Source organism: Streptomyces sp. NPDC001617, assembly GCF_053596855.1.
In genome coordinates this window covers 42,613-62,832 of sequence record NZ_JBSFHA010000036.1, presented here as the reverse complement: position 1 = coordinate 62,832, position 20,220 = coordinate 42,613, and the positions used below count along the sequence as shown (strand labels likewise).

20 protein-coding genes, 1 tRNA gene and 4 pseudogenes are annotated in these 20,220 nt (G+C 69.4%); 16 read left to right on the top strand and 9 right to left on the bottom strand.

The genetic code is table 11. The annotated features are described in order from the left end of the window. Nucleotides 1-280: 280 nt before the first annotated feature. A complete protein-coding gene (locus ACWC09_RS25920) occupies nt 281-670 on the bottom strand; it encodes a hypothetical protein (RefSeq protein ID WP_450852983.1) in 390 nt (129 codons plus the stop codon). A gap of 82 nt (nt 671-752) precedes the next feature. On the opposite strand from ACWC09_RS25920, the pseudogene ACWC09_RS25915 reads away from it, so the two are divergent. Beyond that, nucleotides 753-1,018: pseudogene (locus ACWC09_RS25915) on the top strand (transposase); the annotation flags it as partial. 738 nt (nt 1,019-1,756) lie between these two features. Here the strand turns inward: ACWC09_RS25915 and ACWC09_RS25910 are convergent. Next, a complete protein-coding gene (locus ACWC09_RS25910; RefSeq protein WP_450852982.1) occupies nt 1,757-2,122 on the bottom strand; it encodes a VOC family protein in 366 nt (121 codons plus the stop codon). A 91-nt stretch (nt 2,123-2,213) separates the two neighbouring features. On the opposite strand from ACWC09_RS25910, the gene ACWC09_RS25905 reads away from it, so the two are divergent. Then, a complete protein-coding gene (locus tag ACWC09_RS25905; RefSeq protein WP_450852981.1) occupies nt 2,214-3,179 on the top strand; it encodes a helix-turn-helix transcriptional regulator in 966 nt (321 codons plus the stop codon). On the opposite strand, the pseudogene ACWC09_RS25900 reads toward ACWC09_RS25905, so the two are convergent. After that, a pseudogene (locus tag ACWC09_RS25900) lies at nt 3,158-3,412 on the bottom strand (transposase); the annotation flags it as partial. The gene ACWC09_RS25905 and the pseudogene ACWC09_RS25900 overlap by 22 nt on opposite strands. Between ACWC09_RS25900 and ACWC09_RS25895 the strand changes: the two are divergent. Further along, a pseudogene (locus ACWC09_RS25895) lies at nt 3,403-3,699 on the top strand (IS630 family transposase); the annotation flags it as partial. The pseudogenes ACWC09_RS25900 and ACWC09_RS25895 sit on opposite strands and share 10 nt — an antisense overlap. Here ACWC09_RS25895 and ACWC09_RS25890 read toward each other — a convergent pair. Further along, on the bottom strand, nt 3,681-5,045 hold the full coding sequence (locus tag ACWC09_RS25890; protein WP_450852980.1) for a GAF domain-containing SpoIIE family protein phosphatase: 1,365 nt from the start codon (nt 5,043-5,045) through the stop codon (nt 3,681-3,683). The pseudogene ACWC09_RS25895 and the gene ACWC09_RS25890 overlap by 19 nt on opposite strands. Nucleotides 5,046-5,340: 295 nt before the next feature. On the opposite strand from ACWC09_RS25890, the gene ACWC09_RS25885 reads away from it, so the two are divergent. From ACWC09_RS25885 to ACWC09_RS25865, 5 genes are all read left to right on the top strand, one after another. Then, nucleotides 5,341-5,832 carry a DUF2975 domain-containing protein gene (locus ACWC09_RS25885; RefSeq protein WP_450852979.1) on the top strand — a complete coding sequence of 164 codons (492 nt, stop codon included), beginning with the start codon at nt 5,341-5,343 and terminating at the stop codon, nt 5,830-5,832. Beyond that, a complete protein-coding gene (locus ACWC09_RS25880; protein ID WP_010981499.1) occupies nt 5,832-6,053 on the top strand; it encodes a helix-turn-helix domain-containing protein in 222 nt (73 codons plus the stop codon). Before ACWC09_RS25885 ends, ACWC09_RS25880 begins: the two co-directional genes overlap by 1 nt. A gap of 362 nt (nt 6,054-6,415) precedes the next feature. Next, nucleotides 6,416-6,628 (top strand): hypothetical protein, encoded by a 213-nt coding sequence (locus ACWC09_RS25875; RefSeq protein ID WP_450852978.1) that lies wholly within the window; start codon nt 6,416-6,418, stop codon nt 6,626-6,628. A 38-nt stretch (nt 6,629-6,666) separates the two neighbouring features. Continuing rightward, on the top strand, nt 6,667-7,542 hold the full coding sequence (locus ACWC09_RS25870; protein WP_450852977.1) for a hypothetical protein: 876 nt from the start codon (nt 6,667-6,669) through the stop codon (nt 7,540-7,542). A 205-nt stretch (nt 7,543-7,747) separates the two neighbouring features. Next, nucleotides 7,748-7,824 (top strand) — tRNA-Met (locus ACWC09_RS25865). Nucleotides 7,825-8,188: 364 nt separating this feature from the next. Here the strand turns inward: ACWC09_RS25865 and ACWC09_RS25860 are convergent. After that, on the bottom strand, nt 8,189-9,841 hold the full coding sequence (locus ACWC09_RS25860; protein WP_450852976.1) for an amidohydrolase: 1,653 nt from the start codon (nt 9,839-9,841) through the stop codon (nt 8,189-8,191). Between the two features lie 21 nt (nt 9,842-9,862). After that, on the bottom strand, nt 9,863-11,371 hold the full coding sequence (locus ACWC09_RS25855) for an APC family permease (protein ID WP_450852975.1): 1,509 nt from the start codon (nt 11,369-11,371) through the stop codon (nt 9,863-9,865). Between the two features lie 168 nt (nt 11,372-11,539). On the opposite strand from ACWC09_RS25855, the gene ACWC09_RS25850 reads away from it, so the two are divergent. The 5 genes and pseudogenes from ACWC09_RS25850 to ACWC09_RS25830 all read left to right on the top strand — a co-directional run bounded on the left by ACWC09_RS25850 (nt 11,540) and on the right by ACWC09_RS25830 (nt 14,903). Continuing rightward, nucleotides 11,540-12,307 carry a TetR/AcrR family transcriptional regulator gene (locus tag ACWC09_RS25850; protein WP_450852974.1) on the top strand — a complete coding sequence of 256 codons (768 nt, stop codon included), beginning with the start codon at nt 11,540-11,542 and terminating at the stop codon, nt 12,305-12,307. 415 nt (nt 12,308-12,722) lie between these two features. Beyond that, nucleotides 12,723-12,962: a hypothetical protein gene (locus ACWC09_RS25845; protein ID WP_450852973.1), complete on the top strand. Its 240-nt coding sequence runs from the start codon at nt 12,723-12,725 to the stop codon at nt 12,960-12,962. Next, nucleotides 12,962-13,339 carry a toxin Doc gene (locus ACWC09_RS25840; RefSeq protein WP_450852972.1) on the top strand — a complete coding sequence of 126 codons (378 nt, stop codon included), beginning with the start codon at nt 12,962-12,964 and terminating at the stop codon, nt 13,337-13,339. The genes ACWC09_RS25845 and ACWC09_RS25840 overlap by 1 nt, the downstream gene beginning before the upstream one ends. A gap of 111 nt (nt 13,340-13,450) precedes the next feature. Beyond that, nucleotides 13,451-14,161: pseudogene (locus ACWC09_RS25835) on the top strand (transposase); the annotation flags it as partial. A gap of 46 nt (nt 14,162-14,207) precedes the next feature. Next, nucleotides 14,208-14,903, top strand: a complete 696-nt coding sequence (locus ACWC09_RS25830; protein WP_450852971.1) for an alpha/beta hydrolase — start codon at nt 14,208-14,210, stop codon at nt 14,901-14,903. Here the strand turns inward: ACWC09_RS25830 and ACWC09_RS25825 are convergent. The 3 genes from ACWC09_RS25825 to ACWC09_RS25815 form a co-directional block, all read right to left on the bottom strand. Further along, on the bottom strand, nt 14,843-15,445 hold the full coding sequence (locus ACWC09_RS25825; RefSeq protein WP_450852970.1) for an IS607 family transposase: 603 nt from the start codon (nt 15,443-15,445) through the stop codon (nt 14,843-14,845). The two genes, ACWC09_RS25830 and ACWC09_RS25825, sit on opposite strands and share 61 nt — an antisense overlap. Nucleotides 15,446-15,694: 249 nt before the next feature. Next, the gene (locus ACWC09_RS25820; protein WP_450852969.1) at nt 15,695-17,140 is read right to left on the bottom strand and encodes an MFS transporter; all 1,446 of its coding nucleotides are present in this window, start codon (nt 17,138-17,140) and stop codon (nt 15,695-15,697) included. Nucleotides 17,141-17,230: 90 nt separating this feature from the next. Next, complete coding sequence (locus ACWC09_RS25815) at nt 17,231-17,776, bottom strand: TetR/AcrR family transcriptional regulator (RefSeq protein WP_450852968.1); 546 nt, start codon at nt 17,774-17,776, stop codon at nt 17,231-17,233. A 403-nt stretch (nt 17,777-18,179) separates the two neighbouring features. On the opposite strand from ACWC09_RS25815, the gene ACWC09_RS25810 reads away from it, so the two are divergent. The 3 genes from ACWC09_RS25810 to ACWC09_RS25800 all read left to right on the top strand — a co-directional run bounded on the left by ACWC09_RS25810 (nt 18,180) and on the right by ACWC09_RS25800 (nt 20,136). Next, nucleotides 18,180-19,196: an RNA polymerase subunit sigma-70 gene (locus ACWC09_RS25810; protein ID WP_450853009.1), complete on the top strand. Its 1,017-nt coding sequence runs from the start codon at nt 18,180-18,182 to the stop codon at nt 19,194-19,196. A 62-nt stretch (nt 19,197-19,258) separates the two neighbouring features. Further along, a complete protein-coding gene (locus tag ACWC09_RS25805) occupies nt 19,259-19,822 on the top strand; it encodes a dihydrofolate reductase family protein (protein WP_450852967.1) in 564 nt (187 codons plus the stop codon). Continuing rightward, nucleotides 19,819-20,136, top strand: a complete 318-nt coding sequence (locus ACWC09_RS25800; protein ID WP_450852966.1) for an EthD family reductase — start codon at nt 19,819-19,821, stop codon at nt 20,134-20,136. Before ACWC09_RS25805 ends, ACWC09_RS25800 begins: the two co-directional genes overlap by 4 nt. Nucleotides 20,137-20,220 lie beyond the last annotated feature (84 nt).

Sequence of the window (20,220 nt, the reverse complement as noted above, 5' to 3'; positions counted from 1 at the left end):
GCCGGGTGGTGTTCACGCGGTTCATCGAGGGGCTGCCGGCGGAGCCGCAGAAGAAGAACGTCTGGACGCTGTCGGAGCGTGCAGGGCGTCCCGCAGCCGGTCGGCGTCCCACCGCGGTCCGCAAGTGCGTCATCACGCATCTGGGCGAAGCGGATGCCTCACTGGATGATCAATTCCAAGGGATGCCTGCGGAGGGTGTGGGGTGGGCGGCGGCCGAAGCCACCGCGAGACGGTCAGGCGGCGGGCTGCCGGCCCTGGTTGTCGAGGTGGCAGCGGGTGGTCAGGCGTCAGGGTCGACTTCGGGGTACGTGAACCGCACGGGCTTGCCCAGCGACCGGGCGTAGGCGATTTCGGCTCGGGTGCTGTCTCCGATGTAGTCGCCGACTACGAGCACCTCATCAGCGAGCCGGATCTTCGCCCGGTGCAGATCGTCGAGTCGAACCTTCAGCGCCTCGGCCTCGACAGGATCGGACCAAAGTTCGTGCGGCGACTTCATGTCACAGCCCGGTTTGACGACAATCTTTCCGGCTTTGGTCTCCCGCAGATCGGCCTCGTTCATCTCGGTCATGAAGCGGGTGGAGCCGCAGATCACGACGATACGCGGGAGGCTCAACAGCTTCTTCGCGTCGGCGAGCTTCTCCTCGGGGGTGAGCAGTTGCGGGTATGACACTGGTTCCTCCTGGTGGTGTGGTCCAAGGGGTGCCTGCGGAGACGAGAACGAGGATGCCCAAGATCGTTTTGTGACGAACGACGTGGACACCCTCGCGACAGGACTCTATGCGACGACCGACGACATGCTGAAGGAGCACCCCGACCTGGCCCCGTGGCACCCGCCGGTCGGCATCACGCCCCTAGTCATCGATGACACCCAGGCTCAGAAGAAGGCACCAAGTCGGCAGGCGTGGCTTTCCAGCACTGTGGCCTGACCGGCGATGTCCGCAACTGCCAGACCATGGTGATGCTCACTTACGCCACCGCCGCCCGGCACGCCTTCGTCGACCGCCGCCTGTATCTGCCCAGGGAATGAGAGGCGTGCATCGTGAACCGCGGGTCATGGTCCTGGTGTGCGGGGCGCTTCGGGTACTCGCGCCGGTCGGCGGTCGATGACCATCGCGTAGATCATCGGGCAGGTCCGGTTCCGGCGGGATGCAGGGTCGGCTGCGCCCGCGACTGGCCCCGCCGACGATCCGTCAGCAGGTCGGCACGCTGTGAGAGCGCGGGGGGCTGCACAGATGCAAGAGCGTCAGCGGATCACCCGCCGTCGGAGCGAACGATTGCTATCGCGCGGCCATCGAACTGGGCGGAAACGACACCTATCCGCTCCTCAACGAGGCCAGGGTGAAGCTACTGCTTTCAGGGGTCCGATATACCGACCCCGCCCCGTCTTGGACCGCTTCCGTCTCCTGCAGTTCCGGGTCGCCGGCCCCTGTCAGAACCCGACGTAACGCCGGATTGACCGGGATGTCTTCGGTGAGGTCATCGCGTGTCATAACCATCGAGTATCACGGTTCAGAAATCAGCTGGACCAGTGAGTTTCTGACACTTCGACGGTCATGCCACCGCAGGCTCAGGGCGCTCGGAGAGATGCCCGTCTGAGCGGCGACGTGGGCGATGGGACGTGTCTGGCACCGCTTCACGAGCCGCCTACGGCCCTCGACGCTCAGGGGCGCATTCGCATGGGGCACTCGTCGTCCTCTCGAAGTCAGACGACGGCAGGCGCGACACCTACCGTGCGCGCCTGCCGCATTGCGGCCTTTCAGCCCATCGGTGCGACGCGGATACGGTTCCCGTCAGGATCGGCCGCGAGGAAGGTCAGCCCGAACCCCGCATCATGCGGCTCGCGCAGGATCGTGACCCCCTTGGCATTCCACTGCTCAAAGGTCGCGTTGACCTCGTCGGGTCCACCGTCGATGGCCAGGCACACCTCACTGGTGCGCGGGACGTCCGGTGACAGATCCTCGAACTGGCCGGACCACACACCGAGGTCAGCGCCCGGCCCGAGGTCGAAGGTGATGTATCCCGACGTCTCGAACGAGGGGCTCATGCCGAGGAGGTCGCCGTAGAAACGAGCTGCGGCGGGAGCGTCGTTCACGTAGACGATGGACACGACGGATGTGGTCATGGTTGTTCCTTCTCACAGTCGTAGGTACGCGTCCGCCAGCCTGACCGGGATATGCGCCGCATCGTGTCGCAATTCCTGAAAAAATTGGTGGGTGACCCCAGATCGCTTCTTCACCCTGATGCTGCTCCTCGAATCGAGGGAGGCCGTGACCACACAGGAACTTGCCTCAGCGCTCGGGGTGTCCCTTCGAACCATCACACGGGACCTGAACTGGCTCCGCGACGCCGGTCTGCCGGTGACCGCCCACCGGGGCCGCCTCGGAGGCGTGACCATGCTGCCCGGGTCCGGGCTCGACCTCACGCGACTCACACCGGGCGAGCGTGATCACCTGTCGCTCACCGGGCTGGACGAGAAGCAACGTACGGAGCTCAACGCAACGGCTGAAAGCCGGCGCGCGCTCTCCAAGATCGCCGCTGCACAGCCACGTCGAGTTCATGAGCTCCTGCCGCTCACCGACGTAGTGCACGTGGACAGCCGTCCCTGGCGTCAGGCACAAGCTTCCGGCACGACTCCGGCTTCGCTGATCGGCACAGTGCGGCGAGGCCGCCGGCTACGGATCGAGTACGACAGCCCACGCGAGTCATGCCCACGCGACCTGGTCGTGGATCCCTACGGACTGTTCGCCAAGGCCGGCATCTGGTACCTCGTCGCCGACTGTGCCCGAGCGCCACGGATGTACCGACTCGAACGGATCACGACGTGGAAAGAAGTCGACCAGCCACGACGGATCCGCGAGAGCCAGACCCTGGCCACCGTCGCTGCTGCGCTCATGGAGCAGTGGGAGCACAACCACGTGATAGAGGTCAGCGCCACCATCGACGAGACCCAGATCCAGCGAGCGCAACGGATCTTCGGCCTACGACTCGTCCCGGACGACCAGGAAGAATCCGCCACCGGCCACAAGGTAACGATCCGCTTCCTGCATCTGGAGGACGTGCGAGCACTACTGCCGTTCGGCAGCGCCATCACTGTGCACGGCCCCACCGAAGCCAGGGCTCACCTCCGGGAATTCGCCACCAATCTTGCCCACCACTATGCGCCGTCACCAACGTCCTGACCCGCAACAACTGGGTCTGGGTCGCGCACGCCGCGCCTGCGGCGGTCGCCCAGCAGGTCGGCCCATGACTCGGTGGACTCGCGCAGGCCCTCGGCCAGCGCGATCAGTTCCTTGGTGCCGTCCAACCGGACACCGAGCAGGACCAGCACGCAACTGTGCGTCTGCCCGAGCCGGACCTTGGGGTGCGCGCCGTCGGCCCACACGTACACAAGTCGCGGTCCCACAAGTGAGCGCGGACCAGGTCCGGGACGTGATCCACAACTTCACCGCCGACGGCTTCGAGGCGCTCTACCCGAAGTACGAGGGGCGGCCGGCCCAGAACGTTCACCCTGCCCGAGCGGCGCGAGATCAAGAAGATCGCCAAGTCCAGGTCGGCCGAGCACGGCCTGCCGTTTCCGACCTCCTGCTCAGTGAGGAGAGCGTCTCGTTTCCACGCATGAAGACCTGGAAGACCTCCCGCGACCCGGACGAGGCAGCGAAGAAAGCGCGCGTCGAGCACCTCTACGCGATCGCCACCGGATGGCTCTCGCGGCCGGTGGGCGGGGCGCGCACGGCGAGAAGGGCGAGGTCGTCGTGGCCGTCGCTGGGGTTCTGGTCGGCCAGCGTGCGGCACAGTTCGTCGAGGGGCAGCTGCGCGTGGGCGGCGGCGATGGCAGCAAGCGCGCCCAGTCCGGCATCCAGAGAGTGGTCAGGGTGTTCGACCAGACCGTCGGTGAACAGCAGCACCGTGTCCCCGGCTGCGAGGGGGTGGGTGTGGTCGGGGCGCGGCAGCCGGGTGTCGACGCCGAGCGGCACGCCGGGTTCGGCGTGCAGATAGCGGGTGCGGCCGTCGGCGGTGAGGAGCAGGGGTGGAAGGTGGCCGGCCGTCGACCAGTGCAGGCGCCAGCCGTGGCCGTCGGGTTCGATGCGGGCCAGGCAGGCGGTGGTGACGGGGGCGTCGATGGAGGTGGCGCACAGGGTGTCGTCGAGGCGGTCGAGGACCAGGCTCGGTGGGGTGCGCCGGTCGTACAGCAGGGCGCGGAGCATGTTTCGGGTCTGCGCCATGGCGGCGGCCGCGGGCAGGTCGTGGCCGAGTACGTCGCCGATGATCGCGGCGCACGCGCCGTCCGGGAGCAGCAGGGCGTCGTACCAGTCGCCGCCCAGGTGGTGGCCGGGGGCGGTGGCCGCCCGGTAGACGGCGGCCGCGCTGAACGGGGTCAGGTCGGGCAGGGTGGGCAGCAGCAGGCGCTGGAACTGCTCGGTGGAGGTGCATAGCTGCTCATACAGGCGGGCGTTCTCGATGGCGATGCCGGCGGCTCCTGCCAGTGCGAGGACGACCGCCTCGTCCTGTTCGTCGAACGGTTTGCCGTCGTGCCGGTCGGACAGGTAGAGGTTGCCGTAGATGCGGCCGTGCACGCCGATGGCCACCCCGAGCAGGGTCCGCATCGGCGGATGCCCCTCGGGGAAGCCGACCGCGTCCGGATGGCGCGGCACGTCGTCCACGCGCAGCGGTTCGTGCTGCGCGATCATGTGGGCGAGCAGGCCACGGCCGTGTGGCGGGTCGACTCCGGCCAGGTTCTGGCGCTCGGTGTCGCTCAGGCCGAGCGGGATGAACGCCTCCAGCTCTGCCCCGTCCTCCATCAGCACGGTCAGCGCGCCGTAGCGGGCGTTCACCAGCTGCATCGCGGCGCTCACGAGCTGCCTCAGCACGACCGGCAGCTCGAGTTCCCGGCTGACCGCGAGCACCGCATCCAGCAGCGCCTGCATCCGGGCCTGAGCTCGGGTGAGTTGTCTGAACTGCTCGGCGATGCCGCCCAGGTCCGCGTCCCAGGCGGGGCCGGGCACCGTCGGCGGGGGTTGGCGCTGAAGACGCTCGTCGCCGCTCATCGGCACCTCACCCCTTCCCGGCCTTCTCGGGGTACGGCGACCGGATCCGGCCACACGGCACACCCTAGAACACCTGCAGCCCGCCCGCCCCGGTCGTGAGCACCGTCGGCGCGCGGCTGCCGCGAGGGGCCGACGACATCTGTGACAGCGTGCACCAGCACCGGGCTGCCGAGACGCGGCGCGACGCAGGCCAACCCGGGCGCGGAAGGAGCGCGCCCGTCCGGCCTCGCCGGCGACCTGTTCAATCTATCGAGTTTCGATAGATTTCCATCGCAAGTCGATGGGAGGAGGGGTTGTGGGGAAACTGGCAGTGCGTGCGCTGCGCGCCGTGCTCGTGGTGGTGCTCGCCGGCACCGTGTTCGTACGGGCATTGATGGTGTGGGCGCTGGTCAGCGGGAGTGACCCGGAGGACGGGTCGCTCCCGCTGACCCCGCTCCGAGTGATCACGATCCTGGGCATGGTCTCGGCCCAGGTCGCCCTGGTCTGCGTCTGGCGGCTGGTGACGATGGTGCGACGCGGAACCGTCTTCTCCCACGCCGCCTTCCGGTACGTGGACGGCGTGATCGGCGTGATCGTGGCGGCTGCCCTCGTGTGGTTCACGGTCACGGCCATCAATGCGCCGGGCCAGCGGGACGACCCGGGCGTCACCGTCATCATGGGCGGGGTGGGCGTGGCCATCCTCGGGGTCGCGCTCATCGTGCTCGTGCTGCGGATGCTGCTCGCCCAGGCCGTCGCACGCGACGTCGAAGCGACGCAGATGCAGGCCGAGTTGGACGAGGTGATCTGATGCCGATCGCCGTCGACATCGACGTGATGCTGGCCCGGCGGAAAATGTCCGTGGGCGAGCTCGCGGACCGTGTGGGGATCACGCCCGCCAACCTGGCGGTACTCAAGAACGGCCGCGCCAAGGCCGTGCGCTTCGCGACACTCGCCGCGCTCTGCGAGGTACTCAAGTGCCAGCCGGGCGACCTGCTGCGCTGGGAGGCCGAGGACGCCGCAGGCGGATGACGTGCCCTTCTGCATGCCTTTGATCAACCCCGCGAGGATCCCGGGGCCGTGCCCGAGGAGATTCCGGGCCTGCTGGAGCGACTGGCCGAGATACCCGACCCTCGCGATCCGCGCGGCGTGCGGCACGCTCGCTGGCTGCGTGCCCGGTTCGGGTCCCGGACCCGCCAACCACCGTGAACAAATCTCGCCAGCCGCGATGAACAGAAGTGCCGTGACCTGCGAGGACTCCACGGGCGAACCGCCAACTATTGCCAACGGTCACAGGGCGACGGATCTGTTCTCGTGTCTGGGCGCGCGAGGCGAGATCTGAAACCGTGCCCGGCCGGGATGCGGGGCGCTGAGGCGCGCGTGAGGCTGGTGCCATGTCGGAGAGCCGCGTGATCGTCTACCAGCCGTCTGGGACGGCTGCCCGCGGAGTGTGCATCGACGATCAGATGCTCGGCACGGCCTTCAGCATCCAGGACCTCACCGTGTTCCTGCGGAACGCGGGCCTGACCGGCTGGGACGAGCTGGATGTCGCCGAGCCGGGATGCATCGTGTGGCACGAGGGCGGGCCGGAGGTGTGGAAACGCTGAATGCGCGCAAAGGCCGACGGGGCGACGGAGGGCACGACGTGGAAGCCGTCCTCGATGAGCTCTACACCACGCCGCCGTCCGACTTCGTGGCCCGCCGGGAGACGCTGGTCGCCGCCGCGAAAACAGCCGGCCGGGTGGACGATGCCCGCCGGATCCATGCCGCCCGCCGCCCCACCCTCGCGGCCTGGGCCGCCAACGTCCTGCTGCGCTCCAAGCCGGAGGAGAGCCGGCAGTTCCTGGAACTGGGAGGGGCGCTGCGCGAGGCCTACCGCGCACTGGACGCCGGCGGACTCAAAGATCTCTCCGCGCAGCGCCGCCGTGTCGTCTCCGCCCTGTCCCGGCAGGCCGTCCAGCTCGCCCGCGACGCCGGGCACCGGCTCTCGGAGCCGGTCCAGCAGGACCTCGAAGCGACCCTGCGCGCCGTGCTCGCCGATCCGGACGCGGCCGACCAGTGGGCGGGCGGCCGCCTGATCAACGCCCTCACCCCGCCATCGGAATTCACCGCACAACCATCCGACAGGCCGGGCACCCGCAGCCGCCCGGAACCCCCGCCCCCTGCACGGGCCTCCAAGGACGAACTCGCCAAGCGGCGCCGCGCCCGCCAGGAGCAGCTGGCCCGGGCACAGGAGGCAGCCGAGGCGGCCGAGCAGCGCCTGCGCGAAGAACGCGCACGGCAAGCAGATGCCGACGCCGAGCTGCAGCGGGCGCGCGAACGCACCAAGCAGGCCCGCCGGCGGGTGTCCGCCATCGAGGAGCAAATGCAGCAGGCTCGTGAGGAGTGCCAGCGGGCCGAGAACGAACAGCAGGAAGTCGAGGAACACAGCCGGTCCGCCGCCGACGCCCTCGCCCGGGCCGAGCGGGTGGCACACGAAACCGCGCAGCACCTACGCCATATGACCGCCGGCACCACCTAGCCAGCACCGGCTCATCAGAGCGCAACGCCGACCCTTCCCGTTGCGCGAATCCCGTTGCACGAACTGAGATTCAAGGAGTCGGCCACGGACGCCCATGGCCGCAGCGGCGGGCCTGCTTGTTGACGTCTGGAGTCGCCCGTACGGCTCCGGCAGTCACTAATGGTCCGCTTGGATCACTCGCATGCACTAGGCTGCGGTCTATCGACGCGGGGTGGAGCAGCTCGGTAGCTCGCTGGGCTCATAACCCAGAGGTCGCAGGTTCAAATCCTGTCCCCGCTACCAACTCCGGCCCCCGTGACACCATGTCGCGGGGGTCGGATGCGTTGTGCGGCATGGTGAATGACCTCGCCCCGCTCCTTCGGCCGCTTTCGCAGAGGCTCACGCTCTCCGCCGGTCCTCCAGCAAGACGACGGTCACCTCCAACGGCTGCCGTGTATCTCCGGCCAGCCGCGGAACTCCTCCAACGTCACTTCGTGGTCGCTCCAGGTGCCTTCCGCAGCCGGGCCACTGGGCCTGAACTGCATCGTGACGTGCCATGTCCCCACGGGGCCATCCTGCCCGACCAGCCGCTACGGCGACGACACTCGCGAGCGATCCGGCCGGGCTCGGCCAACGGAGTCCCCTGAGGGTGGGGTGGACCCGAGGTTCAGGTGCCGGGGGCCGCGTATACGCGTCGTCCTTCGACGAAGGTCTCCAGGACGTGGGTGGCGGCGATGTCCCCGGGCGGGCCTGTGAACGGGTCGCGGTCGAGGACGACGAGATCGGCGGACTTGCCGACGGTGATGCTGCCGGTGATGTCGTCGAGGTGGTTCACATGGGCGCTGCCCGCCGTGTACGCGGTGATGGCCGTGCCCAGGTCGAGTCGCTGTTCCGGGAGGAACTGCGGGGTGTTCTCGGGGGCGTCGGGGGCGATGCGGTTGACGGCGACGTGGATCGCCTGGAGCGGGTCGGGGCTGCTGACCGGCCAGTCGCTGCCGGCGGCCAGGGTTGCTCCCGCGCGCAGCAGATCACCGAAGGGATACTGCCGTGCGCCGCGTTCCGCGCCCAGGAAGGGGAGGGTCAGTTCGTCCATCTGCGGTTCGTGGGCGGCCCACAGCATCTGGAGGTTGGCGCTTGCGCCCAGCGCGCGGAACCGGGCGATGTCGTAGGGGTGTACGACCTGGAGGTGCGCCAGGTGGTGTCGTGTGTCCCGCCACCCGTTGGCCGTACGGGCGGACTCCACGGCGTCCAGGGCCTCGCGTACCGCGCGGTCGCCGAGCGCGTGGAAGTGGACCTGGAAGTCGAGGGCGTCGAGTTCGGTGACGTACTTCTTCAGGTCGTCCGGCTCGACGAAGCTGATGCCGCTGTTGCCCGAGGCGCAGCCGCAACCGGTGAGGTACGGGTCGAGCATCGCGGCGGTGTGGTTCTCGGCGATGCCGTCCTGCATGATCTTCACGGTGCCGGCATGGAACCGATGGCGGCTCAACTCCTCGCGTCTGGCGACGAGTTCGGGGATCTGCTCGGCACCGCGCGAACGGTCCCACCACAGGGCGCCGACGACCCGGGCGGTGAGCAGGCCCCGGTCGAGGGCCGCCTGGTAGGTGGGTGCGGGGTCGGTCATGTTGGCGTAGGCCCCGATGATGGCGTCCTGCCAGGCGGTGACGCCGTGGGAGTGCAGTACGGTCTGGGCCCGCAGCAGCGCGGTGAGCTGCTGCTCGGGTGTGGGCTGCGGAACCAGCCTTCCCACCAGGTTTACGGCGCCCTCCTGGAGCATGCCGGTGGGGTTGCCGTCGGCGTCGCGTTCGATCCGGCCGTCGGCGGGGTCGGGCGTAGTGGCGTCGATGCCCGCCTGCTCGAGTGCCCGGCTGTTGACCCAGGCACCGTGGTGGTCCCGGTTGGGGAGGAAGACGGGCCGGTCCGGGACGATCGCGTCGAGTGCCGCGGCGCTGGGAGCGCCGCCGGGGAACGCCTCGAGTGACCAGCCGCCGCCGGTGATCCACTCGGCGTCCGGGTGCTGGTCGGCATACACCCTGATTCTGCGCAGGTACTCGGCCGGGTCGACGGTGTCGGCGAGGTGGCACAGGCCGAGTTCGAGGCCCGCGCCCTGCGGATGGACATGGGCGTCCTGGAAGCCCGGGAGCAGCAACTTCCCGGCGAGGTCGACGACTTCGGTGCGCGGGCCGATCAGGTCGCGCACCTCGTCGTGGCCGACGGCGGCGATCCGCCCGTCGCGCACGGCCACGGAGGTGGCGCGGCTGCGGGCGGGATCGACGGTGTGCACGGGACCGCCGGTGAGGACGAGGTCCGCGGTGTGTGACATGGGGGTGAGCTCCAGGGAGGGTCAGACCGCCGTACGGTCCATCGGAAGGGTCAGGGACTCGGCGTCGGTACCACGTCCCGTCGTGAAGTACGCAGAGCGCCTCGTGTACTTGGCGACGGCGGCCATGCCGAGGCCGGCGAGCACGATCACGGCGGGCAGCGAGAACATGAACCAGCCGTTGTCCGGACTGAGTTCGAAGTGATCGCTCATGGTCAGGTACGAGTATCCGAGATAGCCGCCGAGGCCGAGCAGGATCAGGCCGGACACGGCGGGCACACCGATGGCGAGCAGTGCCTCCCGTGGCCCTTCGTGACGCGCGGCGCGGAAGCGCACCGCACAGGCGAACGCGGTGAGGCCGTAGTAGAGGGCGACGAGCAGGCCGATGGCGTTGACGGCGGCCAGCAGCATGTCGCTCAGCTTGGGGATCGCCACCGCGAGCAGGGCGATCACACCGGCGATGGCCATCACGACGACGGTGCCGACGGCGGGGGTGCCGTAGCGCGGGTGGATGCGGGTCCATGCCGGTCCCATGGTGCGGTCGCGGCCCATGGCGAACAGGCCGCGGGCCGTGGGGATCAAGGTGGCCTGCACGGAGGCGACGGCGGAGAACATCAGCGCGACCAGGGGCAGGGTGGCCCAGGGTTCGGCGGCCAGCTTCTCGCCGAGGTACGGGAGGGCCTGGGGGCCGTTCTTGACGAGTTCGGTCAGGCTCATCTCCCGCTGGAAGGCGACCGAGGCGAAGAGGAAGAGGCCGAGCATGGCGAAGAGGGCGATCAGACCTCCCCGAGCCGCGTCGCCCGGGCTCTTCGTCTCCTCGTTGACGCTGAAGGCCGCGTCCCAGCCCCAGAAGAAGAACACCGCGAGGACCATGCCCTGGGCGAAGACGGTGCCGCTGTGGATCTCGAAGGGGTTGAACCAGGAGAGGGAGAAGGCGTGGTGCCCGGTGATGAGGGCCCAGCCGCAGAAGGAGAGCAGGACCGCGTACTCGAAGATCAGCAGGGCGAACTGCAGCCGGGTGGCGGACCGTATCCCAGTGACGGCCAGGGCGGTGAGGCCGGCGAGAATCACCAGGCCGAGTGCCGTGGTGACACCGGTGGAGGTCGGGTCGAGAGCGATGCCGGCGAGGCTGTGCAGCCCTGCCTTGTTGGCGAAGATCAGGACGACCGAGCCCATGATCGCGCTGGTGTAGGCACAGAAGATGATCGAGCCGACCAGAGTGACCCAGCCGGTCAGGAAGCCGGGCCAGGGGCCGAGGGACTTGCCGACCCAGACGTAGCCGTTGCCGCAGTTCGGCTCCGAGCGGTTCAGGCGGGCGTAGGCGGTGGCGATGCCGAGTACCGGCAGAAAGGCGAGGAGCAGGAGCGCCGGGGCCTGGAGGCCCACGATGGTGGCGATCGTGCCCATGCCGATGGCAATGCTGGTGGTGGCGGCGGTGCTGGACGCGGCGAGGGCGACGCCGTCGACGACGCCGAGGGAACGGCGCAGGGCGGGCGGGGCCGGAGGGGAGGACGGGGGCGGGGCGGACGACATGGCGGGCTCCTCGGGGGAGTGGGAAGGACCGCGCGGGAATGAGATGGAACAACCGACGTGCGCCTTGCGTCAATCGTGTTGACGTAAGGCGTTCGGAGGCCGTTCACTGAGGGGCGCGCAGTACCGGACGGTGGTAGCCGGTAGGCCCAGGACGAGAGGAGCCCGGTCATGGCCACCCGTGTCCCGCAGGAGCGCAGACGCCGACGGCCCACCCGCTCCGGGGTCCTGCTGTCGGAGGACCTGATCGTGGAGACCGCGCTGCGGCTGATCGGCGAGCACGGTCCCGACGCGCTGAGCGTGCGCCGGCTCGGCGCGGCACTCGGATGCGACCCGACCGCGTTGTACCGCTACTTCAACGGTACCGATGACCTGGTGCTTGCCATCGCCGATCAGATCATCGGCGATGCGATGGCGGGGTTTGTCGCCGGGGACGACTGGGTGGCGTCACTGCGCGAGATGGCGCTGCGGGTCCGCGCCGGATACCTCGCCCATCCCCGGGCGGCCGCCATGGCCGCGCACCGGGTGACCCGGCGCAAGCATGAAATCCAGGCCGTGGAGACAGGTCTCGCACTGCTGCTGTCCGCGGGCTTCGCGCCGGCCGACGCCACACGCCTCTATCTGGCCTTCATCGACACCGTTCTCAGCCACGCGGCCACGGACGCGGCGTTCCTGGCGCTTCCGCGGCAGCAGCGGGAGGCCGATCAAGGGGCATGGAGGAACGTCTACCAGGACTTGGACCCTGCGTCATACCCGGCGCTCACCGCGGTACGCCGTCAGCTGCCCCAGATGGCGGACAGCTCCTTCGAGGAGGCGGTGGACCTGCTGCTGGAGGCGCTGGCGGCCCGCGCCCCGGCGAGGCCGGGTTCAGGCGGCCGAGGCCGGGACACGTTCGGGACGCAAGGACAGGAACACGACGCAAGGACAGGAACACACTGACAAGAGCCGGCGGGTACCGACACAGCACCCCCAGTCCGAGCAGTGAGAACGGCAGGAGCGGGCGCTGATCAGCAAGGGCCGCCAAGCTCCTCAAAGGACTCACAATCCGTCGGCCGGGCAGGCCAGAGCGTGTGAGCGGCGTTCCTGCTCGGCGTTGTCCTCCCCAGCTTCTCCGACGCCGGCGAACTGGCGGCCCTCGCCCTGATAGAAGCCGACCGGGGCTGCTTCACGTCTCCTGACGCCGTGGCACAGCCACTCGGACGGGGCGGGCGATGGCTCTTGACCCGGCGATGGGGCCGGGACCTCAGAGGTCTCCGGCAGCCTCGCTCGTGAGGCCGATGCTGCTTGTCTGTGCTCTGTGCGGAGACTACGAGAGACTACGCAAGACAGGCACCAACTAGGTACCATCGGGTGTATGCCATCGCTGAATGTGTCTTTCACCGACGAAGAACTTGAGGGTGTGCGCGCGGCAGCTGCGGCCGAGGGCAAGAGTCTCAAGCAGTACCTGCACGACCTCGGCGTCCGGGAGATGCAGCGCAAGCAGTTCGTTGTCGGCGCCCGCGGGTGGGCCGACCGGCTGCGCGAGGAGTTCGACGAAGCCTTCCCCGACGAGGTGCCGCCCTCTGAGCGGCGCGACGGGGCCGCTGCCGCCTGATGCACCTCTATGTCGACGTCTCCTGGCTGCTCGATGTCCAGGAGGCCGCCCTCGCCGGCGAGGACATGACCGTTGCGGACTATTCGGCGCTCGTGGCAGCCGTTGCCCGTCACAAGACCAGACTGCCGACCCTTGCCGCGGCCGACCCGGACGCCGCCTGGCGTGCGGCCGCGCTGATGCACACCATCGTGCGCCTGGAGCCGCTCCCGCACCGCAACAGCCTGTACGCCGCGTTCATTGCCGCGCAGTACATGGACCAGTCCGGTGAGGGCATCGACCCTCCCTACGGGGCACTGTCCGATCTCGTACGCAAGATCCGCGACACCCGCCTCGGCGTCCTCGCCGTCGCCGACCAGCTGCGGTCCTGGAAGGTCTGACCCACGCCCCTTCGCGCACGTCAGCCGCAGGTGAAAGCCGCGGTTGGACGGGGGAGGCTTGGATTCTGGTTGTATCGAAAGTGGATCTTGAACGTGAGATGATCTTGGTTCGTGGCGCGTGGAGATCTGACAGACGCGCAATGGGCGGTGCTGGAGCCGCTGTTGCCAAAGGGCAAAAGGCCCGGACGGCCGCCGACGTGGACCAGGCGGCAGCTGATCAACGGCATACGGTTCTGGGTCCGCACCGGGATCCCTCGGCAGGACCTGCCCGCCGAGTACGGGCCGTGGGGCCGGGCCCACCAGCACGCCGCCGGGGCAAGGGCCAAGTTGCACCTGGCTGTCGAACAGGGCAAGAAGCCCATGTCCATCGTGATCACGGCCGGGCAGCGAGGTGCTTCCCCGCAGTTCGAGTCGGTGCTGAACAAGGTCCGTGTCCCGCGTCTTGGGCCGGGCGGGCCGCACACCCGGCCCGATCGCGTGCGTGCCGACAGGGCATACGCCTCCCGCAAGAACCCGCTTACCTGCGGCGGCGCGGTATCCGCTGCACCATCCCGGACAAGTCCGACCAGGCCCGCAACCGCAAGAAACGCGGCTCGCGCGGCGGCCGGCCGCCGAAGTTCGACCCGCAGGACTACAAGGCTCGGCACGCGATCGAGTGCGGCATCAATCACCTCAAGAGGCACCGGGCCGTGGCCACGCGATACGACACAACGTGCCGTCCGCTACGAAGCCACTGTCCGCATCACCGCAATCAACGAATGGTTGCGAACGCCCTGTTGTGGAGGCGCAAGGGCTACTTCGACGCGAAGCGTTCTGCTGTCAGCCAAGACTGTCGCGCCTCCGAAGGCACGGGCGACAGGATCGTCACATGCAGCCGATCTTCGTTCTCGTGCACAGTCCGTCCGTAGGTCCCTCGACCTGGCACCCTGTGGCCGAACACTTGACGGCGGCGGGACACCAGGTGCGGGTGCCGTCCCTGCTGCACATAGGCGCCGGTGCTCCGCCCTTCTGGCCCCGCATCGTCGACGCCGTCCGCGACGACCTCCGGCAGGTCCCGGCCGGAAGCCCCGTCACATTGGTGGCGCACAGCAACGCGGGCTTGTTCCTCCCGACGATTCGCTCGGGCCTCGACCATCCGGTGACCAGCTCGATCTTCGTCGATGCCGTGCTGCCGGCCCGTACCGGACCGACCCCCGTCGCCACACCCGAACTGCTCGAGTTCCTTCGCCCGATGGCTGTGAACGGCATGCTGCCGCGCTGGACCGACTGGTGGGACGAGGCAGACGTCGCACCCATGTTCTCCGATCCGCTGGTGCGGCAGACAGTCGTTGAGGAGCAGCCCAGCCTGCCGCTGTCCTACTACGAACAGCACATCCCGGTCCCTGACGGCTGGGACGACCATCCCTGCTCCTACTTGCTGTTCGGCCCGCCGTATGACGACCTTTCCGCCGAGGCGCGCGAACGCGGCTGGCCCGTGGCACACCTGCCCGGCGCACACCTCCATCAGATCATCGATCCCGGCGGCACCGCCCAGCACCTCGTCGAACTCGCCACCACGACTTGATCCACTTCCGATACACGCCCCAGTCGCTGACGCGTGAACGCCCCAGCCGTACCAGCGCGTTGACCCCGCACAAGCCGTATCTCGCCTGCCTCGCCGTCGTCCAGCACCAGCAGGCGACGGCCCGTCGCGGACAAGGCGGCCTCGACAAGTTCGACGTTCATCCGGCCGAGCCGGTCCTGATGCTCCACCACCACGCAGGTCACGTTCGGGTCGGCCAGCAGACGCCGGGCCTTGGAACGGCAGCCGTTCATCCCGGAAGCGATCTCCGCCTCCACACGAACGACTCGGTGACCGGTCTTCACCGCCCACGCCAACAGCCGCGCGACCTGGCGTTCCAGATCGGTCTTCTGATCGTGCGAGGACACGCGGGCATACAGGCCCAGACCGCCGATGGCCTCGGTCGTGGTGTTCGCGTCGATGTTCACCAGGATCGTGCGCGGCCCGACCCGCTGAGCCGGTACCGGCAACGTCCCCTCACGGAACCAGCGATACGCGGTCTGCGGATGCACACCCTGCGTCTTCGCCCATTCCGTCAGATTCACACCCTGACAACGACACTCACTCACACATGGTTACGCTCACTTACCCGACTTCGCGAACCGACAGGTGGAGACCCCGTGCCTGGCTGTGGAGTGCTCCGTTGGCCGCTCCGGGGCAGACAGCCCTGACAGCCTGGCCCCTGGCCCCGCCCGCCCGGGGCCAGGCGCCCGGGCGGCGGGGCTGGTGGTGGACGGTCGGCGGGTATCGCCGATCGCTGTGGTGGGGGAGTGGGCGATCGGCGATGTGGTGGTTCAGGTGGGGGTGTTGGATTTCGTCCGTTGCATTGTGTGGCCCGTGGCCGGTGCTGGCTGGGTGGGGGCGGGCCGTCGCAGGGTGAGGGCGGTGGCGATGCCGGGGAGGGTGAGGGCGGCGGCGGTGAGGCCTGCGGTGCGCAGGCCGGGGACGAGGTCGGGGCCGGTGGTGGTGTGGAGGCCGGAGTTGGCGATGGCGACCAGGATGGCCAGGCCGACGGCGGAGCCGATCTGCTGGGTGGTGGAGGCCATGGCTGAGGCGATGCCCTGGTGGTGGGAGTCGACTCCGGTTCCGGCCGCGGCGAACATCGCGGTCCAGGCGATGCCCTGGCCGAGGCTGAGCAGGACGACGCCGGGCAGCAGGGCCGGGTAGCTGCCGCCGGGGGACATCGCCAGGGCGAGGGCGGTCATGCCGGTGGCGCCCAGGAGCAGGCCGGTGATGATGGTGGTGCGGGTGCCGGCCTTGCCGAGCAGCTGCTCGCTGAGTTTGCTGCCCACCATGCCGACGAGTGCCGCGGGCAGGAAGGCGAGGCCGGTGGCGAGGGCGTCGTAGCCGCGGACGTTTTGCAGGTAGACGGTGAAGAAGTAGTACTGGGCGCCGAAGGTGCCCATGAAGACGAAAGTGATGCCCATCGCGGCGACCAGGTTGCGGTTGCGGAGCAGGCGCAGCGGCATCAGCGGGTGCGTGGTGCGGGCCTCGACGAGCAGGAACAGCCCGATCAGCAGCGTGCCGGCCAGTAGCGCGGTGAGGGTCTCGGCGGAGCTCCAGCCGGCCTCGGGGCCCTGGACGATGGCGAAGACGAGGGCGGTGAAGCCGGCCGTTGCGGTCAGGGAGCCGGCGAGGTCGAAGCCGCGGCCCCGCTCGCGCGGGGCGTCCTTGGGGATGACGGCGAGGGCCGAGGCGGCGGCGCCCAGGGCGAGGGGGACGTTGACGTAGAAGACGGCTTCCCAGCCGAGGTAGTTGGTCAGGATGCCGCCCAGCAGGGAGCCCAGTGCCAGGCCGACGGCCCCGGCGCCGGCCCAGATCGCGAGGGCGCGGTTGCGTGCGGCGCCTTCGGTGAAGGTGGTGGCGATCAGGGAGAGGGTGGCGGGCAGCAGGAGTGCGCCGCCGAGGCCCTGGACGGCGCGGGCGGCGACGAGCAGTGCGGGGTCGGTGGCGAGTCCGCCGGCCAGGGAGGACAGGCCGTAGAGGGTGAGGGCGGTGGTGAACATGCGGCGCTGGCCGAGGAGGTCGGCGGCCCGGCCGCCCAGCAGCAGGAAGCCGCCGAAGGCGACGGCGTAGCCGCTGACGACCCACTGCAGGCTGTGTGCGTCGAAGCCCACGTCGCGGCCGATCTCCGGCAGGGCGACGTAGACGATGTTGTAGTCGATGGCGCTGATGAACTGGGCGAATGCCAGCAGGGCCAGCAAGGTCCCAGTCCCGCGGCGCGGGGAGGGGGAGGACATGAGGAGACAACCTCTCTAGTAAGCGGTTGACCGCTTACATCATGGGTGAAAGAAAGGGGCCGCCCGGAAGCGGCCCGTGGGCGTCGTCCGCTAGGCGCGCAGCGTGCGCGCCCAGGGGGCGTCGACGGAGGCGGCGTCGATCGCCACCATGACGTTGCTGAGCAGGCCGTCGGCGAAGTAGCGGCGGATCTGCTCGTCCGACGCGCCGGAGACGGCGCGGACGTATTCGACCTGCTTGGCGTAGCAGGTGCGCACCGCCTCGCCGATGACCGGCTCACTCGCGCTGCACTCCGCATGCTTGAGGATCATGAGGACGTCCCGGTCGGCGATGACGTCGCCGTATGAGGCCTCCATCGCCTTCAGGACCGCTTGCGGATCGGTGCTGTGCACCGCGGCGGCCGCCGAGGAGGCAGCCTCCCTCAGGCGGTCCGAGCAGTAGTCGACCAAGGCCGCGAACAGCGTCTCCTTGTCCTTGAACAGCCGGTAGAGGTACCCCTGCGAGATGCCGGCGGCCTTGGCCACGTCCATCGTCGAGGTCCCGTAGTACCCGCGCTCGGCGAACGCCTTGATCGCCGTACGCATGACCGTCGCCCGGCGCTCCTCGGCGGTGGAACGCTGCCGTGTCCTCGTTTCCATGAAAGCAATTAACCACTCACATCTGGGTGGCGTCAACCTCGCGCATGCTCACCCGCGACGAAGGCCGCGCCCGAGGCGCGTTGCGTACGTCCTGGTGGGGCTCGCCGAGGTGGCGCGCGAGGGAATGGTGGGCGAGGACAGAGGACAAACGGGGACCTGGGCGCCGCCGCCGAACCGGCGAGCCGCCGCTGGAACACTGCGCGGGCCCGGGCGAAGTGCTGCCGGGCTGCGGGAAGCGATGGACGACGTCCGTCGGCCGGCCGCTGTCCTCGCCGCTCTCGCCGTCCGGGTCCGCGAGGCCCGTACCGGGCACGACGCCGGGGCTCCCAGTCCTCTCGCGGAAGGCCCGCGCCGTTGAAGGGATGTCCGTCCTTCGACTGAGACGTGGGCCGCGTGCGGCGTGCTGGTCCGGGCGGGCTGGGTCAGAGGTTGTGCTGAGGCCGCTGTACGGCATGATGGGCCGGTGGACTTCGAGCCGTATCGGAGTGAACTGCTCGCGTTCTGTTACCGGATGCTGGGTTCGTTCCACGAGGCCGAGGATCTGGTTCAGGAGACGTTGTTGCGTGCCTGGAAGGCCCGGGAGCGGTATGACCCGGCGCGCGCGTCGGTGCGGACCTGGTTGTACCGGATCGCGGCCAACGTGTGCCTGACCGCGCTGGAGGGGCGAGGCCGGCGCCCCCTGCCGTCCGGGCTGGGTGCCCCGGGCGACGATCCCGAGGCCGTGCTCACGCCGGCGCTCGATGTGCCCTGGCTGGAGCCGTTTCCCGAGGCGCGGCTGGACCTCCAGGCGCGCCTTGATCTGCGCCTGGCGTGGGTGGCGGTGGTGCAGGTGCTTCCGGCACGGCAGCGCGCCGTGCTGGTGCTGCGGGAGGTGCTGGGGTTCACCGCGGCCGAGGTCGCCGGGCAGTTGGGGACCACGGTGGCGGCGGTCAACAGCGCGTTGCAGCGTGCCCGTGCCGCCCTCGCGGCCGCGGGCGGTCCCGATACGGTGCGTGAGCCGGACGATCCCGGAGCGCGGGCCGTGGTGCAGCAATATGCGCGGGCGTTCGAAGCCGCCGACGTGCCCGCGCTGGTACGGCTGCTGGCCCGGGACGCGATCCTGGAGATGCCGCCGGTCCCGCTGTGGTACCGGGGCAGCAGCGACTACGGCCTGTTCATGCAGCGCGTCTTCCGGACACGCGGCACCGGCTGGGCCGTGCGGGAGCTCACGGCGAACGGGCAGCCGGCGCTGGCGGCGTACGCGCCGGAACCCGGTGGCGGGCACCGGCTGCACACTCTCCAGGTGTTCACCGTCACCGGCGGCCTGGTGGCGCACAACGTCGTCTTCGCCGATCCGGGCGTCTTCGACGTCTTCGAGCTGGAGCGGCACATTCCTGCGGGGGACGCGGGGGACGCGGGCAGTTTCACGCCGCAGCGATGAGTCGGCCGGGCGCCGCCGGTATGTACCGGTGAGCACTCGACTGGAGCGAGAGGAACATCGCTGTGAGCATCATCGTGATCGGATTCGTCACCCTGGACGGGATCATGTCCGACCCCACCGGTTCGGAGGGGACACGGCTGGGCGGCTGGGCGCTGCGGCACGGGCGGGAAGCCATCGACGGGGACAAGTTCCGGCTCGGCCGCACGCTGGACGACGGCGTGCTGCTGTTCGGGCGTACGACCTGGCAGATCTTCTCCCGCCTGTGGCCCGGACGAGAAGGCCCGTTCGCCGCCCGCATGAACGCCGCCGCGAAACTGGTCGCCTCTCGCACGTTGAGCGGCGCGGACACCGCGGCGTGGGCGAACTCGCGGCTCCTGGAAGGCGACGTCGTCGACGCCGTCAAGCACGAACCGCGCGACGTGGTCGTCATCGGCAGCCTCAGCATCGCGCACCGGCTCATGGCCGAAGACCTGGTCGACGAGTACCGGCTGCTGACCTTCCCCACCGTCCTCGGCACCGGCGACCGGCTCTTCCCCGTGGACGGCCCGTACGCGGAGCTGGAGTGTCTGTCGGCACAACAGGCCGGCCCCGCCGTCCTCACTCGCTACCGCCGGGCCGCCGCATGAGCGCCCGCTTCACCGTCCTGTACGAGACGCCGGCCGACCCCGCGGCATTCGACCGCCACTACCGCGACGTCCACCTCCCGCTCGCACGCCGCCTCCCAGGGCTGCGCCGCTACACGCTCGGCCGTGACGTGGTCGCCGTCCGTGGCGGCGAACCGTACTACCTGGTCGCCGAATTGGAATGGGAGACGAGGGAGGAACTCCGTGCGGCCTTCTCCTCCCCCGAAGGGCGCGCCGCCGCAGCCGATGCGGCCCACCTCGAGGAGTTCACCCTCATCCGCAGCATGATCTACACGGTCGACGAGAGTGTGCTGTAGGCGCACGAAAGCACCAACCGGGGACGCGGCTGGCTGGATCGTCCGCGTCCGCCCCTTCGAAGATGGCTGCTCGCCCGAGCGTCG